Consider the following 17610-nt stretch of genomic DNA (forward strand, 5'->3'; position numbering starts at 1 on the left):
GGGCTCACCTTCAACGGGCTCACCTTCAACGGGCTCACCTTCAACGGGCTCACCTTCAACGGGCTCACCTTCAACGGGCTCACCTTCAACGGGCTCACCTTCAACGGGCTCACCTTCACCGGGCTCACCTTCAACGGGCAGGTCCCCCGATGGCTCCGCCGTCGAATTGGTGGATTGCTGTTCTGAATCGGCCGAGTCACCGTCAGCGTTATCTTTCGGATCCAGTGAAGCCTGCTCCGATGAATCCTTGATTTCATCAGGACGGCGATTCAGGTTGGGATTCGATTCCCCGTCACTGGGAGACTGATTTTGCCGCCGATTGTGATCGAGAATACGGTCAATGGCATCCGCGTCATTGCTGCCGTCACTGGCAACCGGCTCTTGATTTGGCTGCGGATCTCCACTCTGATCGCCAACAGAGGGCTGAGCCTCACCGTTACCTGTTTGGCTCGTCTTACCCGCTTCCGCGCTATTTTGCTCGGGCGAATCCTGGCTGGAATTCGATTCACCCGCTTGATTTGAATCCCCCGACTGGGAGCCATCGCCAGCGGATTCCGCCTCAGAATCGTCCTGCCCCGATTGATCGTCGGCCGATTGATTCCCCTCTGCTCCCTCTGCTGTTTCGGATCCTTCTGCCTCACCCTGCCCACCTTCGGTACCTTGACTCGTTTGCTCACCTTCGCCTCCCGCCTCGTCGCCCGTTTCATCTTGCTGGTCATCTTGGCTGTCAGAGCGGTCCGATGCGGGGTTATCGTCGGTCCCGTCGGTCGTTTCCTCTGGGGCGACGACACGAATTCGGTAATTCTCAGTTCGCGTTAGGTTGGGTGCGGCCGCATTAGTTGCTGCTTCTCGACGATCGTCTTCGGCTTCGGCCCAGTAGACAAGCGTATCTCCTGCGGTCAAACCCAAGCGATTCGGCTGAAGTTCATAGACAAAAACTCCCTGCCCTTGGTGTGGGGCGTCGAGTAGCGGTTGTTTCAGAAGTTCCAGACCACCAGCCGCGGCATGAAGCCTTACAGCAGTCAGCGCAAAATCGGGGTCGAGCGCGCGAACCTCAATCATCATTTTGCGATTTTCCGCGAGTTCAATTTCACGTCGTCGCGGATTCAGGATTTCGACTAATGGCGATAAATCAGCCGTGACCTGAATTTGATAGCGAGCCGGCTCTTCGTTACGAGCGTTATCGTGATTCGAGAAGCGAAGCTGGTAGGCAGCAAAGCTTGGCGTTTCACGATCGGCACGGAGCGTCAGCGTAATCTGTCCCCGGGCAAGTTCTCCCTGATGACTCATGGGGACTGATTTAACGGGTCGCTCATCACCGCTATTTTCGAACAGTTCGAGATAGGCGGCACGAATGGGTTGATTGGCCAACGCTTGAATTTCCACACGCGTCCCCTCCAAAGCAACCAAATCCCCCTGTTGCTCCACCACTTCCTCCGGACGTTGTGTGTAGTTTGGAAACCGGTAAGTGATCTGCTGCACCACGATACTAGGAGCATCCTTGAGCGTCACTCGATAGGGCTCGGACTCGGCATCACCTGCTCGAATCTGATAGACGAGATCATGCTGGATGCCTTTCGAGCCAGTTGTCAGATCACATCGATATCGATGCACAGCTTCGTCGGTCAACATGGCGATTGTTTGATCAACAATCTGCCCATTGTTGGTCGAATAAATCAATTCGACTCGCTCGCCTTCTCGTAACCCGTCAACTACTGCGGAAATGGCCAATGACTGCCCACGATAAATCTCGACATTTCCGGGCTCGACTTGGTTAACAGTTGCTCGCGAGGGACGAGCGATACTTTTCCATGGAGCCGCAACTCGGGCTACCGTCTGGAACGGATCCTTTGGCGAGAGAATTCGGTAGATGCCGAATACAACAACCAACGCTGCGAGAACGTAGCCGACGCGGATCAATTCCGACCGATCAACAGCCGAATCGACATGAACGTTATTCAAACCCTTGGCAGCCTGTCGACGAACACCATCATAAATCACCGGACGAATGCCACGATCAGGGCGCCGCAAGAGTAAGAAGTTGATGAGGCTATTTTTCAATGACGGAGAGGACTGTTCGATCGTTTGAGCCGCGTAGACGGGATTCACCGAACGCAACAGCCCCGGCAAAATCCGCCAAACAAAAAACACGGCACCACCCACCAGCAACACCACCAAAGCGAACAGACGGGTCCAAACAGTCAACCCCCAAAGCCAGTGGTCGATGAGACTAAGCAAAAGCAGAAAGCCCAACACCCCGGCCGCCAAGGTGGTGAAACCGGTGGCAACCGAGACCATCTTGACGTGCGCCCGGGTCACCTGAATCTGTTTTTCGATAAACTGATCAAGTTCGGCAGAGTCGTTTGGAGACTTTTGAGTATCAGTAGCCATGCATCCAATCCGCATCAAAAATCGCTGTCAAATCGCCCAGCATCCCGCTGTATCGGGAACAGTGGGACGCCCTAAAAGCGGCTTCGCAAAGCCGATCAGAGCCCGCCAGAAGCTCGATTACAGACCAATCCGAGCTCCCCACGCTGCGGCCACGCTTGGCCGCCTGATGTAGTATAGTCGACTCTGCCGACTCGATAGTTCCCCTTTTTCCGTCACCCCCCGCCCGCAGGCCCCCGATGACCGACTCCGCCCGCACGACACAGACGATCCGACTCAACTCGGCCGACAACGTCCTGGTTGCAATCCAGGATTTGCCGCTCGGAGCCCGGATTGAAGAGCTCAACGGAAACTCGGCTGGAAAAGCGATCGAGCTCCTGGAAGCCATTCCGCAGGGGCACAAACTGGCCACAGCCGCGATATTAGCCGGAGAATCGATCATCAAATATGGCCAGCCGATTGGTATTGCCACCGCGACGATCAACTGCGGCCAATGGGTTCACACGAAAAATGTGAGCTGGCAAAGCGAGGAAGGCCGTTATCAGTTCGCTACCGATGTGCCCAAGCCCAAGGATGCTGCCGAGCCGCGTTTCTTCCAAGGTTACCGCCGTGCCAACGGTACGGCCGGTACGCGTAACTATCTCGCAATTATCTCCAACGTGAATTGCTCCGCGACAGCCAGCAAGGCAGTGGCTGCACACTTTACTCCAGAACGACTGCGTGACTATCCAAATGTCGACGGGGTGGTTGCCTTCACTCATCACAGTGGCTGTGCCATGCAATTTGCGGGACAACAACATCAGATACTGAACCGAGTGATGGGTGGCATCGCGCGTCACCCAAATATCGGCGGCTATCTTCTGATCGGTCTTGGCTGTGAAAAAGTCACCCTCGATCACCTCGTGTCCGATCAACGACTTGTTCAAATCGATGGCCATCAAGGGCAGCAACGCGGCCCGATCACGATGACAATTCAGGCTTCGGGAGGCATGGCACAAACGATTGCCGCAGCCATCCGAGAAGTGGAAGAACTCTTACCTCAAGTCAATCATGTGCAACGGGAACCCATTCCAGCGAGCGAGCTGACCCTAGCCACTCAATGTGGTGGCTCAGACGGTAATTCAGGAATCACGGCCAACCCAGCTGTCGGCGTGGCGAGCGACCGGTTGATCGCCTGCGGCGGAACCTCGATTTTGGCAGAGACCACCGAGATCGTCGGCGCCGAACAGATTCTGACCCGCCGAGCGATCTCCGAGCAAGTCGGAAAAAAACTATTGGATCGAATTGAATGGTGGAAATGGTACGCGGCCATCTTTGGCGAATCGTTCGACGACAATCGGTCCGCCGGCAACGCAGCGGGCGGCTTAACAACAATCGCCGAAAAATCGCTGGGGGCAGTCGCGAAAGCAGGGAGTTCCGCCCTGATAGATGTCTATCACTATGCGGAACCCATCACCACGCACGGTCTGGTAGTGATGGATTCGCCAGGGTTTGACCCATGTAGTATCACAGGGATGGTGGCCAGCGGAGCAAACATGGTGGTCTTTACCACGGGGCGCGGAAGTTGCTTCGGCTGCAAGCCCGTTCCCTCAATCAAAGTGGCAACCAATACCCCCATGTACCAACGCTTGAAATCAGACATGGACATCGATGCGGGACAAATTCTCCACGGTCGCAGCGTTACCGAAGTGGGTGAAGAAATCTTCGAATCCATTCTGGCGGTCGCCAGCGGAGAAAAAACCAAGAGCGAGCGACAGGGAATCGGTGACGAGGAGTTCGTACCCTGGATGATCGGTCCGGTCCTCTAACTGGCCCAGCTTCAAGCTTCAACGACCGCCAAACCAGCAACGAAGAGCGGCAGTCCGTTGACGCCATCGCGACCATCTGTTAGCGTCACTCAGTTTAAGAAATCAGTTTAAGAAATCACGATGGGCTCCGCCCGAAACGAATCCACACGCAGAGAAAAGTGATGAGCAAAATCAAAGTTGCCAACCCGATCGTCGAACTCGACGGTGACGAAATGACGCGGATTATCTGGCAGTTTATCAAGGACAAGCTGATCCTGCCCTACCTCGACGTGGAGCTTATCTATTTTGACCTAAGCGTCACATCACGCGACCAAACCGACGATCAGATCACCATCGACGCGGCCCACGCGATCCAAAAACATGGAGTGGGTGTCAAATGTGCCACCATCACCCCCGATGAAGATCGCGTCGAAGAGTTCAAGCTCAAGAAAATGTGGCGATCCCCCAACGGCACGATCCGTAACATCTTGGGGGGAACCGTCTTCCGTGAACCGATCATCTGTAACAACGTCGATCGTTTGGTACCAGGATGGACCCAACCCATCGTGATCGGTCGACACGCCTTCGGCGATCAATATCGTGCGACAGACTTTCTCGTTCCTGGTCCTGGCAAATTAACCATGCGTTACGAGCCAAACGACGGCGGTGACCCCGTTGAATACGAACTGTTCGAATTCCCTTCCAGCGGAGTCGCGATGGGCATGTATAACCTGGATGAATCGATCCGAGGATTTGCCCGCGCCTGCATGAATTACGGCCTTCAACGAGGCTGGCCCGTTTACATGTCAACAAAGAACACCATCTTGAAGGCCTACGATGGACGCTTTAAAGACTTATTTCAACAAGTCTTTGAAGCAGAATTCCAAAAAGAGTTCGAAGCCAAAGGGATCACTTATGAACATCGCTTGATTGATGACATGGTGGCATGTGCGATGAAGTGGTCTGGTGGCTTCGTTTGGGCCTGCAAGAACTATGACGGTGATGTCCAATCTGACACGGTCGCCCAAGGCTTCGGATCGCTTGGCCTGATGACCTCTGTGTTGATGACACCCGATGGCCATACGGTCGAAGCCGAAGCAGCACACGGAACCGTGACTCGACATTTCCGCCAGCACCAACAAGGTCAAGAGACCTCGACCAATCCAATCGCTTCGATCTTTGCCTGGACGCGGGGTCTCAAGTATCGCGGCAAGTTCGATGAAACGCCCGAAGTTGTCGCATTCGCGGAAGCGTTGGAGCAAGTTTGCGTGGAGACCGTCGAAGCCGGACAGATGACCAAGGACTTGGCCTTACTCATCGGCCCCGACCAAGCCTGGCTCACGACCAACCAATTCTTGTCAAAACTCGACGAAAATCTGCAGCAGAAAATGGGTTGACGCTGATTCATCGCGGGCCTTGGCGCTGATACCCAACGCCCACTCCGCAGCCACGTGACAGGACGCACTTATGCTGTCGGCGGAAGCATTTCGAGCGATCGTGAGCGGCGAAAAAAGAGGCCCGGCGGCAAACGTCGCCCGTGGCCTTTTGGGCATCGCCGAATACCCCTACGCCTGGGCGATGCAAATTCGTAATCGTCGCTTCAATCGGGGTAACGCGAGAATAGACCGAGTTGAAGTGCCGGTCATCAGCATCGGAAATCTGACCCTCGGGGGCACCGGAAAAACGCCCATGGTCGGCTGGCTTGCTCGCTGGTTTCGACAACAAGGTGTGCGAGTCTCCATCGTCAGCCGTGGATATGGAGCCCAACCCAGCTCGAGTAATGATGAAGCGAAAGAACTCGAAGCTCGACTGCCAGATGTCCCTCATCTGCAGAACCCCGAACGTTATCATGCCGCCCGTATCGCTATCGACGAACTCGACACGCAGTTGATCTTGCTCGACGATGGATTCCAACATCGCCGACTGCATCGCGATTTAGACTTGGTACTCATCGATGCCACCGAACCATTCGGATATGAACATGTCTTTCCGCGAGGCATGCTCCGCGAACCCCTCAGCGGTTTGCAACGTGCTAACGCAGTTATCTTGACACGCTGTAATCTTGTCGACAAAAAACAGATCGCAACGATCCGAGCAGAAGTGATGAGGCTGGCCCCCCAGGCAACCTGGATCGAAGTCGGTCACAAAGCAACCGAACTACGAAGCTCAAGTGGCAGATGCCTTCCTCTAGATCAGTTCGCTGGAAAGTCGGTGACGGCTTTTTGCGGAATCGGAAATCCCACGGCTTTCCGACAAACGCTTGAAGCCCACCAATTGATGGTCAGCGACTTCCGCGTCTTTCCCGATCATCATGCCTATTCTCGAGACGACATCCAAAATCTGACAAGTTGGTCGCAACACTCATCCGCCCAGCAAGCAGTAATCTGTACCCATAAAGATTTGGTCAAAATTGCAGCCGATCGCCTCGGGCAGCACCCCCTTTACGCTCTCATCATCGATCTCACAATTCAACACGGTGGCGATCAATTGGAGCATTTACTCCGCCCCTTACTGCCCCAAGCTGAGCGATAGCATCGCCAGCACACCATGCGCGCAATGCGTCTCAAAGCTGGCAAGATATTAGCAACTGGTCTAGGACCGTTTCCAAGTCGGCGGATAAACTCAGGGCGTGCGGGTCAGGAAGCCCAACGATCAACTTGTTTGCAGCAAGCGCTCACTAATTCCAAAGAAGAAACGGTCACCGTGAATTTACTCAATTCTCTCTCGCGCATCCAGCAACCGAAAATCATGGTGTTGGGTGATCTGATGCTAGACCAGTACACCTGGGGAACGACCAATCGCACGAGCCAGGAAGCTCCCGTGATGGTGCTCCAGGTGCAGAAGCGGGAACACCGCTTGGGTGGCGCCTCCAACGTCTGCCATATGCTTCAAGTCTTGGGCAGCAACGTCACTTGTGCGGGAGTGATCGGAGCAGATGCAGCAGGGAAAACGCTCATTGAATTGCTCGCTGCGGCCGACATTAACACAGAACTTGTGCTTCAGTGCGAGGAACGGTTAACCACGCAAAAAGAACGGTTTGTTGGAAATTCAGGCTCTGGACTCCCAGGTCAATTACTCCGTGTCGACACGGAGGCGACCACAGCAATTAGCCCGCAAATCGAACAACGATTGATTGAAGGTCTGATCCGTGCATTGCCTGGACATGACGCATTATTAATCTCTGATTACGCAAAAGGCGCGTGCACCGAGAAATGCGTGCAAGCAGCGATTCACGCTGCAAAAGACGCTGAGATCCCGATCCTTGTCGACCCGGGCCGCTGTCGCGACTTTTCCATCTATCGTCATGCAACCCTGATCAAGCCAAACCGAACAGAGACGGAAGAAGCAACCCAGTCCGGAATGGAACATCCCGAAGATGCCATGCAAGCAGGAAAAAAACTCTGCCAACAATATGACTTTGAGATGGCGGTCATCACGCTCGATGCAGACGGCATGGCGTTGGTACCAAGTGACGGGGCAGGTGAGGTTTATTCGACGAAAGCCCGTTCGGTCTTTGACATCACCGGCGCCGGCGACATGGTTCTTTCCGTCTTGGGCCTCTGTTTGGGAAGTGGCCTTCCTCCAGAAGAATCGGTCCAATTGGCTAATATTGCGGCTGGAATTGTCGTCGACCGCACGGGTGTTTGCACCATTTTGCGAGATGAAATCCGCAGCGAACTCACAGCTCAACGAAACTCACTGCGAAAACAAGTGACGTTGGATCAGGCAGCCCAATTCGCAGAGGAAAGTCGGCGACGTGGCCAAAGGGTAGTATTTACCAACGGCTGCTTTGACCTCCTTCACGTGGGACACGTCACCTATCTCGAAGAGGCTGCATCTCATGGCGAGGCACTGATTGTGGGCGTCAATAGCGACACAAGTGTCCGGCGATTAAAAGGACCACAGCGACCCATTATTTCCGAGGAAGACCGAGTCGCCATGCTCGCCTCGCTGGCCTGCGTAAGTCGCGTGATAATTTTCGATGAAGATACCCCGCATCAGATGCTGCAAAGAATTCAACCTGATGTGCTTGTCAAAGGCGGCACCTACCAACCACACGAAGTCGTTGGGCGAGAAGTTGTCGAATCCTACGGAGGGCGAGTCAGCGTTACTCGAGTTCTGGACGGCGTCTCGACAACCAGAATCGTAGAGTCCCTCAGCTCGCCTGGCCAAAAACCGTCAAAAACGCGATCATCCATTTCGCCAGGGAGGCTTCGCCATGCGTCATAAACTGAGTGTCATGATTCCTTGTAAAAACGAGCAAGAAAACATTTTGTCGTGCATTGAGTCAGTTCGTGCAATCGCCGACGAAATCGTGGTGGCCGATTCCGGGTCCGAAGACAATACATTGCCTCTCGTCGAAGAGCTAGGATTTTGCCGAGTCATCAAACGAGAATACGTTGATGCGGGCAACTTCAAAAACTGGGTCATTCCACAAATGACTCACGAGTGGGTGTTAACCATTGACGCGGATGAACGAGTCACACCTGCACTCGCAGCAGAAATTCAAAACACCCTCACAGATGAAAAATCCCAAAACGGCTACTGGATCTATCGCAACAATCACTTCATGGGTCACCCGCTCCGCCACACGTCCTGGGGCCAAGATCGAGTCATTCGACTCTTCCGTCGTGACGTCGGACGCTATCGCGAATACACCGACCATAGCGAAATCACCATGCCCGCCGATCAAGTTGGCTTTTTGAAAGAAAGACTGACCCATTACACGTGCTGGGACTACGACAATTACCTACAAAAAATGCTGCGATACACAGACCAACAAGCCAAAATCTGGTACCAGGAAGGTCGAAAACCAAGCCTATTCCGCTTGTTCTGCAACGGGCCCTTGCGTTTCTTCCGATGCTATGTGGTGCAACGAGGTTTTCTCGACGGGCTTGCCGGATTTCAAGTTTCCGCGTTGACCGGGTTTTATTCGTTCATGAAACAAGCGAGGCTTTGGCACATGCATCACGCCAGGCATCGGTCAGAACTCGAAACCCAATAAAGACACAAGCAGGTCGCCGAACGCTAGGTCGCCGAACAGGAGGCTGTCGTCAACAGATCACTCGGCCTTTGAAAGGCCTGGGATTGTCGCAGCAAGCGTTGATAGACGCCGATCGTACCGTTCACCATCGATCGATCAGTGAACTCCGACAAGGCTCGTTCCTGAGCTGCATTGGCACGATCACGAGCCAACTGAGGTGAGCTCAACGCCATCACAATCGCATCACCCAAAGCGTCCCCATCGCGAGATGGAACGACCCACCCCAGTTCTGCCTGTGAAGTCGTCTCTTCTAACAGGTCGGGAATGCCGCCCGCACGTGTGCCAACCACGGGACAGCCAATCAACATGGCGTCGATGATAGAACTGCAGAGTCCTTCCATATGCGACGGAACCACAAACAGATCCGCAGCCGCCATCAAATCGGGAACATCCGATCGATAGCCCAAGAAACGAACTTTGTCTTGAAGCCCCAATTGATCGACTTGTTGCTCCAATTCCTGCCGCAAACTACCTTCTCCGGCAAGTGCAAGAATCGCATCGGGAAACTTTCGAAACACGCGAGGCATGCCTTCCAACAGATAACGATGCCCTTTGTGATCAGTTAACTTGGCAACCGAAAGCAACAGTTGTTGCTTGGCATGCAAATCAAGAGACCGACGTCCAACGGATCGTTTCCCCACCTTCATGCGTGCCGGATCAACACCGTCGTGCACCAAATGCAGACGATGCTCGGGATAGCCTCCCTGTTGGCAAATCGTTTTCACTGCTCGGGAAACGCAAATCAGACCATCGCAAAAGGCTCGATAGAGCTGGACGGACTTAAGTGGAAAGTCAACGCGACGTGACGCAACGCGCAGAGGAACCTGCAGCCCCCAAGAGGCAACTCCGGCAGCCACCATTGCGTGTGGATCGTTATAGTGCAGCACATCGACGCGAAACCGTTGAAGCGCGCGACGAATCTTCCATTGCGCTGCAGGCAGGCGACCGCGACCGCCGAAGGTCACCACCGAAAAACCTCTCTCGCGCATGCGTTTGGCAAAGCTTCCCCCCTGGCGCGCTAGGATCAGACAGTGATGGCCCCGATTGCGAAGTCCTTCCGCTAGCAAAGCGGCCTGCACCTCTCCACCATGCCAGCGCCGTTGCGTGGAAACAATCGCAATACGGGGCAGAGCCAGAGGGCCGCTGACGCCAATCGGATATTCAAAAGTGGAGATCATAGGTTCTGCGAGACAACAGCAAGGTAGATTCGCAAGTCGCAGTCGGGTGGCGAGATGTGATTCGACAGCCCAGCCGGTTGGGAAACCAGGCCCGTTTCACACACGCATTTTCAGCCGCGAACATCGGGCCGAAAGATTACTCCGAAACTAAGTCTCAGGTCAAAGCCAATCCATTTAAACCGCTCCACCAAGCACGCTAGCAACGATAGGACCGTGCCGACCTGGGCCAAGTTGGCATTTTCGAAATTCCTCTGAAGCCTTATAGTCCTTCACAGATTGCTCATCACAGGGGCATTTCGGGGCTTCACGACAACGCAGGATGCACTGCAGGAGAAGAACCATTAAGGTCGGGGTGTTCTTGCCAAATTGGATCGGGGATGTGGTCATGGCCACACCCACGTTGCGAATCCTCCGTCAATTTTACGGACGTGACACGCAACTGATTGGAATCATGCGTCCTTATGTCGCCGAAGTCTTAAGCGGTACGGATTGGATAAACAACATTTTTCCATACGATCGTCGGTCAAATGATTCGAGTATCGGTACGGTTTCTTTGATCCGTCGACTTCGAAAAACGCGTCTGGACTCTGTCCTGCTGCTGACAAACTCTCTACGTTCCGCCGCCATCGCCCGCGTCTCTCAGGTACCGCAACGAATCGGGTACGTCCGCTACGGTCGTGGATTTCTGTTGACTGAAAGACTTTATCCTCCGCGAGACGGTTTCCAACTGGAGCCAGTATCCGCGTTGGATTATTACCTGAATCTCGCTCAATCGGTTGGTGCCACGGTAGACAGTCGACAAACCCAACTCGCGACAACTTCAGCAGAGGAACAGCAGGCAGACGCAATCTGGGACCAGATTGGTTTCGGCAGCGGGCGTCAAGTCGTTGCGCTAAATACGGGCGGCGCCTACGGATCTGCAAAACAGTGGCCATTGGAATACTTTGCCACGCTGGCCGCGCGTCTAACGCGAGAATTGAATGCACATGTGGTGGTACTCTGCGGACCCGCAGAAGTTTCCAGCGCGGAGCGGATTGTTGAATTAGCGAATTCGGATCAAGTCAAGAGTTTGGCAGGTAAGAAGGTCTCAATCGGGCTGAGCAAAGCGATTGTCAAGCGATCGGATCTCCTAATTTCCACGGACAGCGGACCGCGTCATTTCGGTGCTGCGTTTAACGTCCCGACCATCACGCTGTTCGGCCCCACCGATCCCCGCTGGAGTGAAAACTACCATCAAAACGCAATTCATTTGAGTCGGGAGGTCGCCTGTGGTCCTTGTGCGGAACGCTCTTGCCCGATTGGACACCATCGATGCATGCGTGAATTGACGGTCGATCATGTATTCAATGCGGCCAATCACTTGATCCAAAGGACACAGAGTTCCCGCCACGTTGCGTAATCGCAAGGCAACGTTGAAACGCCATCGTGAATGGGTAACCGAATACCAAGGTCGCCATCTGGAAGGACAAGGAACAATGATCCCCAACGGTTTCCCTAAAACGCTCCAAGATATCCGCTCAACCATTCGTCCTATCGACGGCTGGCTGACAGACCGAGAGGCCTCATTTCTAGCCCTGCTTGGTGCCTGCCCGACAGCGACGGGCGATATTCTCGAGATTGGAAGTTTTCGCGGGCGCTCGACAGTCGTCCTGGCAAAAGCAAAACAACTTGTCGACGGTGACGATTCGACTCTGGTGGCGATCGATCCGTTGCCAAATGAAGAACCGATGACGGAATCAGCTCGTGGCGAGCGAAGTGCTCGCGCACTGTTTGACTTGAACCTCAGACAATCGGGGGTCGATCGGGAAATCGAGTTCCATCAAGCCTACTCTTATGACTTGGCTGAGGAGTGGAATCGAGAATTGCGGTTGCTTTGGATTGACGGCGACCACAGCTATCCGTCGACCAAGCAGGACTTTGATCTCTTTTCACCCCACCTCGTGAACGGCGGCATGCTTGCGATGCACGACGTATTGTCCAGATACGACGGATGCATCCGCGTTTTCAGCGAGGACGTTCTGAATTCGCCCCACTTCGGAGCGGTCGGAATTTGTGGCTCCATCGGATGGGCACAATATTGGGATGACCCGGCGGACGCAGTTGAATTTTCCGACCAGAAACAGGCGCTACACGATCAATTGCTTCCTTTGGTTGATTACCACTGCCAACCCGAGTCACCTCGCGGTCTGGCCAAGCTGCATTACAAGCTGCTTCGGGCCCGCGTGCCCCACCAGCGAGTGAAACCCGACCGCTGGATTCGGTCGGTCCGAACGGACTTCGCAGCTCACGCCTAGGCAACATCGAAGACGTGCAAGCGTTACGGAACCGTCGGTCTGTGGGGAGACGACTTTCAGCTGGCCCGATTCGATTCGAAAAAAAAGCCGCGACGCCAACCTAAGTGACGACGCGACTTTCATATCAATCGAGTTTGGGGTTCCGACTAGCGGAAATTCATATCGCAACTCAAACCACCGGCAGCCGGTACGTAACAGGTGCGAGCATAGTCCATCAGCATACGATGGGCACTAAATCTCCATGCGAGCGATCCGATTGAGTGCATCATCATTCGCACCCATTGGCGAGGCAACCCATCGACATCTCGGTTGTAGTAGAGCGGTATCACACGATTTTCCAACACATCGAACAACGACTCGGCGTCGCGTTGATCACTGATCTCGTCTGATACGTTACTGTTTCCGTTGCCAATGGCAAACCCGTTACGGCCATCAAACGCCTCGGCCCACCAACCGTCAAGGACGGACATGTTCAGACCACCGTTCAAGACGACTTTTTGACCGCTTGTCCCGGAAGCCTCCAGTGGACGTCTCGGATTATTCAGCCAAACATCCACGCCCTGGATTAAATGCCGACAAACGTTGACATCGTAGTCCTCAATAAAAATGAGGCGATTTCGAAATCGCGCGTCAAAACGCACGTTTGCGATCTTACGAATCAACTCTTTACCTGGCTCGTCCTTCGGATGAGCCTTACCGGCGTAGATAATCTGAATCGGTCGCGACTCGTCAGACAACATCGCGATCAATCGCTCAGCGTCCGACATGATCAGATCGGCTCGTTTATACGTTGCAAACCTTCTTGCGAATCCGATCGTGAGCACATCAGGATCGAGCAGATTTCGTGCGGTCTCTACAACCTCGTCACTCTCGCCTCGGCGGCGACATTGTCGACTGATCCGACGACGAACGAAGGCCAACATCAAGTTTTTCAGTGAATTGTGCGTCTCCCACAACTCACCCGGATCCACATCATAGATATTTTGCCAGGCCTCTGGCTCACCCATCCGATGAATCCAACCGGCTTCAAAACTGCGATCATAAAGCTGGTTCATTTGCCAAGCCAACCAGCTCGGGATGTGGACACCATTGGTGATGTGCCCAATCGGAATCTCTTCTTCCGAACGCCAAGGCCAAAGGTGGGCCCACATGCGTCGTGACACATGACCGTGCAAAGCACTTACCGCGTTGGCTCGACGCGACAGCTTCAGCCCGAGAACGGTCATACAGAAACTCTCGGCTCCATTTTGCGGCTCGACACGACCAAATCCCATCAACTGGTCGTAGGAAATGCCTAGCGAGTCTCGCAGCGGGCCGAGATGTTCTTCCACCGATTCCGGATCGAACCGATCATGTCCCGCGGGCACAGGAGTGTGCGTCGTGAACACCGTGTGCTGGGCTACTTCTCGTAAACCATCATCGAAACTGACACCATCTTCGACCATCCGTTCACGAACCGCTTCTAGCGGGGCAAATGCGCTGTGTCCCTCGTTCAAATGGTACACACCGGGCGAGATGCCCAAGGCCGACAGGGCGCGGACGCCACCAACTCCCAACACCAATTCCTGACGGATTCGAGTTCGTTCGTCACCGCCGTAGAGCCGACTCGTCAAAGATCGATCCTCGGGACTGTTCCCTTCGACGTCACAATCCAAAAGATAGAGTCGAACGCGACCTACAAACATCAACCAGACACGCGCCAATAACTTGCCCGTGCGGGTTTCGATCGAAATGGTTAAATGCTTGCCATCCGCGTCCAAGGCGGGTTTGAGCGGAAGGTTGTCGACGCGTGTGTCGAGGTACTCTTCCAGTTGGTAGCCGTCCTCATCCAACCGCTGTTTGAAATACCCCTGATCGTAGAACAGACCGACGGCCACTAAAGGCAGACCAAGGCCACTCGCACTCTTAATGTGGTCACCCGAAAGCACGCCCAAGCCACCCGAATAAATCGGTACTGACTCGTGAATTCCAAACTCAGCCGAAAAATAAGCGACCGGTTTGGCACCCAAAACGCCCGCGTGGTTGGTCGCCCAGGTCGGACGGTTCGAGGACACATAGGCTTTCAGCTGCCGATAAGCATGGTGAATGCGACTATAGAGGACCATCTCCGTCGCTCGACCTTCCAGTCGGGCTGGCGTAAACTCCTTCAACAACGCAATCGGATTGTGATCCAATTGTCGCCACCGGATTGGATCCAAGTCGCGGAACAGATTGATGACCTCCGGATGCCAAGCCCACCACATGTTGCTGGCTAGCGCCATACACTTGTCGTAGAGCGTTTGGGCACCCATTTCGTGACTGCGAGGCGTTGTTGAAGACTCTTCCGGTAAAACCGTCTGCGTCTGGCTCATCGATGCTCCCTTATGGACGCTCATGCACCCTGTGCGTGACCTGTTAGTGCAGTTTGCTATCGACCAGAAAACTCGTCAACTTTTGTCGAGTTGTCAAAGCCCAGCATTTAATGTCGGTGCTATCTGCTGAAGAGTGCCGAAAACGGGGCTCCAGCCGTCTAGACGGTTTATACGCTTCCAATCGACCTACACAAGTGGGTATCTTAGTAAAGCCATTCGTTTGACAGCTTAGCCAGCGTCAGCATGTTAAAATTGGAAGTCTAGAAAAAAGATTATTCGTTGACACCAACCACCTATGCAATTCCCGACCAAGCGAATTAATCGCTACGATCCTGGCCGACTCCGACAACTCCGAGCCCAGCTTCGTGAAATGCGATCTCAGCAAAACGAGACCACTTGGCCCGCTGCCCAGCTGCAACTTTGTGCCGAGGCGGGAGTCTTTTACTGGTTTCTCCCCCAATCCGCGGGTGGTGCAGGTTGGACAACCACCGATCTGCTCCGCGGCTATTTTGAATTGGCGGCGGGCTGTCTGACCACGGCCTTTGTATTGACCCAATGCATGGGAGCCTTTCAACGGATCGCCGCTTCAGAAAACAGAGCCTTAAAAGCCGAATTGCTCACCGATCTCACCACGGGCCGACGATTGGCCACCTTGGGTATTTCTCAACTCACCACGAGCCAGCGTCATCTGGGACGGCCTGTACTACTCGCCACTCGGGTGGGTGACAATTATCGTTTGGATGGTCGTAGTCCTTGGGTTACGGGTGCCCGTCATACCGATCTATTTGTGCTTGCCGCCGCCACCGAAGAAGGCCAACAGATGCTCTGTGCTGTCAACAGCACAGAGCCGGGAGTGCTTGTCAAACCAGCCCCCGAGCTGGTCGGCCTCACGGGAAGCGAGACCAGCGAGGTACTTTTGGAAGGCGTGTTGGTGGCCTCTGATCGTCAAATCGCGGGCCCCGCGCCGGATTTAATGAGTCGCGGAGGCGGAAACGCGGGCGGGCTGCAAACTTCTGCTCTCGCAATCGGCTTGGCCAGCGAATCAATCGATTTCATCGCGGAAGCCGCAGAAAAACGACCTGAATTGACTGATTTCTCCACTCCCTTGCGTCGCGAATTGGATGCACTGGAGGCCGAATTGTTATCCGGCGCGGTCAACCAATCCTCCCCGGTTAGCAATTCGGCCCCCTTTGATCCATTTCAATGTCGCGCGAGAGCCAATAGCCTGGCACTACGTGCGACGCAGGCCGCCCTGATCGCTGCGAAAGGCAGTGGATACGTGCGGGGCCACTGCGCCGGACGATGGTGTCAGGAAGCTCTTTTCTTTCTGGTCTGGAGTTGCCCCCCGTCGGTAGTCGAAAACTACCGCATGGAGCTCATTCACCCCCAAACTGAGTAATCCCCCCTCGAGCTAGCCGCTCGACAGTTACCCTTTCCATGCTTGGAGAAACGAGATGACGCGAGATACGCATGTCACTTGGCACGAACACAACGTAACTCGAGCAGATCGCGAACGACTGGCCAATCACAGTGGATGTGTCGTTTGGTTCACGGGACTGAGTGGTTGCGGCAAAAGTACTGTCGCCAACGCGGTTGACCTGAAGCTCCACGATCGCCAAATCCGTGCGTTTTTACTCGATGGCGACAATATTCGGCATGGTCTCAATTCGGGACCTGCAATGCTATCGGAAGAACATGGCGAAGAATTTGCAACTCGTTTCGGGTTAGGATTCGGTTCAATGGACCGAGAAGAGAATATCCGTCGAATCGGCGCTGTCTCTCAACTGTTCTGTGCGGCGGGAATCGTAACGCTAACAGCCTTTGTAAGTCCGTATCGCAAAGATCGAGAATTGGTGAAGCACTTGGTCGTTTCGCGGGGACGTTCGGACGACTTCATCGAAGTTTTCGTTGACACACCGCTCAGTGTTTGCGAGTCGCGCGATCCCAAAGGGCTCTACAAGAAGGCTCGAGCTGGGGAGATCAAGAACTTTACTGGCATTGACGATCCTTACGAACCTCCCACGAAGCCAGAAATCACGCTCAAGTCAGATGGCGCCACACCCGAAGTGCTCGCAGACCAAGTGATCGCTCATCTCGAAGCAATCGGAAAAATCCCGAAGGTCAGCTAGCACTACCAAGCTTACCAGCAAACGCATGAATCAGTGCCCAACACATAGCTCGCTCTTGACATCAATCGCGAGTCAACGTTAGGTTATTCGAAGAGGTCGCGACCTTCCTTCTTTCCAGGCGGGCCCAATTTAAGACGAACATCTGATGACTATGACCGCAGTCTCACGCCTTTAAAGATCCACGGAGGGACCTGAAACATGGCCGATACCGAGGCCGCACGTATCCCCGAGCAAGTTCAAACCGCGCTCCATAGCAGCCCGATTTACGCACTCCGAGAGTTGCAAGTCGAGCAAGACGCTGAAACGATAATTATTTCTGGTCGCGTAGAAACGTATTATCACAAACAGCTCGCACAAGAGATTGTGCGCACGGTGCTCAACGGACGGGAACTTGTGAACGCAATCCATGTTGACTATGTTTCGTAGCAGCGTTTCGTAG

General features: G+C 54.2%; 13 protein-coding genes. 10 read left to right on the forward strand and 3 right to left on the reverse strand.

The window, feature by feature from the left end; translation table 11 throughout:
- A partial coding sequence (locus P8N76_23265) for a hypothetical protein (protein ID MDG2384608.1) occupies nt 1–2391 on the reverse strand: 2391 nt, incomplete at its 3' end.
- Between the two features lie 236 nt (nt 2392–2627).
- Here P8N76_23265 and P8N76_23270 point away from each other — a divergent pair.
- From P8N76_23270 to P8N76_23290, 5 genes are all read left to right on the forward strand, one after another.
- The gene (locus P8N76_23270) at nt 2628–4196 is read left to right on the forward strand and encodes an altronate dehydratase family protein (GenBank protein MDG2384609.1); all 1569 of its coding nucleotides are present in this window, start codon (nt 2628–2630) and stop codon (nt 4194–4196) included.
- 161 nt (nt 4197–4357) lie between these two features.
- Nucleotides 4358–5572 carry an NADP-dependent isocitrate dehydrogenase gene (locus P8N76_23275; GenBank protein ID MDG2384610.1) on the forward strand — a complete coding sequence of 405 codons (1215 nt, stop codon included), beginning with the start codon at nt 4358–4360 and terminating at the stop codon, nt 5570–5572.
- 70 nt (nt 5573–5642) lie between these two features.
- On the forward strand, nt 5643–6707 hold the full coding sequence (gene lpxK / locus P8N76_23280; GenBank protein MDG2384611.1) for a tetraacyldisaccharide 4'-kinase: 1065 nt from the start codon (nt 5643–5645) through the stop codon (nt 6705–6707).
- A 171-nt stretch (nt 6708–6878) separates the two neighbouring features.
- Nucleotides 6879–8405, forward strand: coding sequence for a D-glycero-beta-D-manno-heptose 1-phosphate adenylyltransferase (gene rfaE2, locus P8N76_23285; protein MDG2384612.1), 1527 nt, complete (start codon nt 6879–6881; stop codon nt 8403–8405).
- Complete coding sequence (locus P8N76_23290) at nt 8395–9180, forward strand: glycosyltransferase family 2 protein (GenBank protein ID MDG2384613.1); 786 nt, start codon at nt 8395–8397, stop codon at nt 9178–9180. The genes rfaE2 and P8N76_23290 overlap by 11 nt, the downstream gene beginning before the upstream one ends.
- A 23-nt stretch (nt 9181–9203) precedes the next feature.
- Here P8N76_23290 and P8N76_23295 read toward each other — a convergent pair whose 3' ends face one another.
- Nucleotides 9204–10397, reverse strand: coding sequence for a glycosyltransferase (locus P8N76_23295; protein ID MDG2384614.1), 1194 nt, complete (start codon nt 10395–10397; stop codon nt 9204–9206).
- A gap of 319 nt (nt 10398–10716) precedes the next feature.
- On the opposite strand from P8N76_23295, the gene waaF reads away from it, so the two are divergent.
- Together waaF and P8N76_23305 are read left to right on the forward strand one after the other, a co-directional pair.
- A complete protein-coding gene (waaF, locus tag P8N76_23300; GenBank protein ID MDG2384615.1) occupies nt 10717–11796 on the forward strand; it encodes a lipopolysaccharide heptosyltransferase II in 1080 nt (359 codons plus the stop codon).
- The gene (locus P8N76_23305) at nt 11789–12691 is read left to right on the forward strand and encodes a class I SAM-dependent methyltransferase (protein ID MDG2384616.1); all 903 of its coding nucleotides are present in this window, start codon (nt 11789–11791) and stop codon (nt 12689–12691) included. The genes waaF and P8N76_23305 overlap by 8 nt, the downstream gene beginning before the upstream one ends.
- A 146-nt stretch (nt 12692–12837) precedes the next feature.
- On the opposite strand, the gene glgP is transcribed toward P8N76_23305, so the two are convergent.
- On the reverse strand, nt 12838–15042 hold the full coding sequence (gene glgP, locus P8N76_23310; GenBank protein ID MDG2384617.1) for an alpha-glucan family phosphorylase: 2205 nt from the start codon (nt 15040–15042) through the stop codon (nt 12838–12840).
- Between the two features lie 295 nt (nt 15043–15337).
- On the opposite strand from glgP, the gene P8N76_23315 reads away from it, so the two are divergent.
- The 3 genes from P8N76_23315 to P8N76_23325 all read left to right on the forward strand — a co-directional run bounded on the left by P8N76_23315 (nt 15338) and on the right by P8N76_23325 (nt 17597).
- The gene (locus P8N76_23315; protein ID MDG2384618.1) at nt 15338–16441 is read left to right on the forward strand and encodes an acyl-CoA/acyl-ACP dehydrogenase; all 1104 of its coding nucleotides are present in this window, start codon (nt 15338–15340) and stop codon (nt 16439–16441) included.
- 55 nt (nt 16442–16496) lie between these two features.
- Nucleotides 16497–17171: an adenylyl-sulfate kinase gene (gene cysC / locus P8N76_23320; GenBank protein MDG2384619.1), complete on the forward strand. Its 675-nt coding sequence runs from the start codon at nt 16497–16499 to the stop codon at nt 17169–17171.
- Between the two features lie 198 nt (nt 17172–17369).
- Nucleotides 17370–17597 (forward strand): BON domain-containing protein, encoded by a 228-nt coding sequence (locus P8N76_23325; protein ID MDG2384620.1) that lies wholly within the window; start codon nt 17370–17372, stop codon nt 17595–17597.
- Nucleotides 17598–17610 lie beyond the last annotated feature (13 nt).

It is taken from the genome of Pirellulaceae bacterium (assembly GCA_029243025.1).
Lineage (GTDB): Bacteria > Planctomycetota > Planctomycetia > Pirellulales > Pirellulaceae.

Excerpts from the sequence above, each read along its gene's own strand:
- cysC (MDG2384619.1), top strand. The coding sequence starts at position 16,497 with ATGACGCGAGATACGCATGTCACTTGGCACGAACACAACGTAACTCGA.
- P8N76_23275 (MDG2384610.1), top strand. The coding sequence starts at position 4,358 with ATGAGCAAAATCAAAGTTGCCAACCCGATCGTCGAACTCGACGGTGAC.
- P8N76_23325 (MDG2384620.1), top strand. The coding sequence starts at position 17,370 with ATGGCCGATACCGAGGCCGCACGTATCCCCGAGCAAGTTCAAACCGCG.
- P8N76_23295 (MDG2384614.1), bottom strand. The coding sequence starts at position 10,397 with ATGATCTCCACTTTTGAATATCCGATTGGCGTCAGCGGCCCTCTGGCT.
- waaF (MDG2384615.1), top strand. The coding sequence starts at position 10,717 with ATGCACTGCAGGAGAAGAACCATTAAGGTCGGGGTGTTCTTGCCAAAT.
- P8N76_23290 (MDG2384613.1), top strand. The coding sequence starts at position 8,395 with ATGCGTCATAAACTGAGTGTCATGATTCCTTGTAAAAACGAGCAAGAA.
- glgP (MDG2384617.1), bottom strand. The coding sequence starts at position 15,042 with ATGAGCCAGACGCAGACGGTTTTACCGGAAGAGTCTTCAACAACGCCT.
- P8N76_23270 (MDG2384609.1), top strand. The coding sequence starts at position 2,628 with ATGACCGACTCCGCCCGCACGACACAGACGATCCGACTCAACTCGGCC.
- P8N76_23315 (MDG2384618.1), top strand. The coding sequence starts at position 15,338 with ATGCAATTCCCGACCAAGCGAATTAATCGCTACGATCCTGGCCGACTC.
- lpxK (MDG2384611.1), top strand. The coding sequence starts at position 5,643 with ATGCTGTCGGCGGAAGCATTTCGAGCGATCGTGAGCGGCGAAAAAAGA.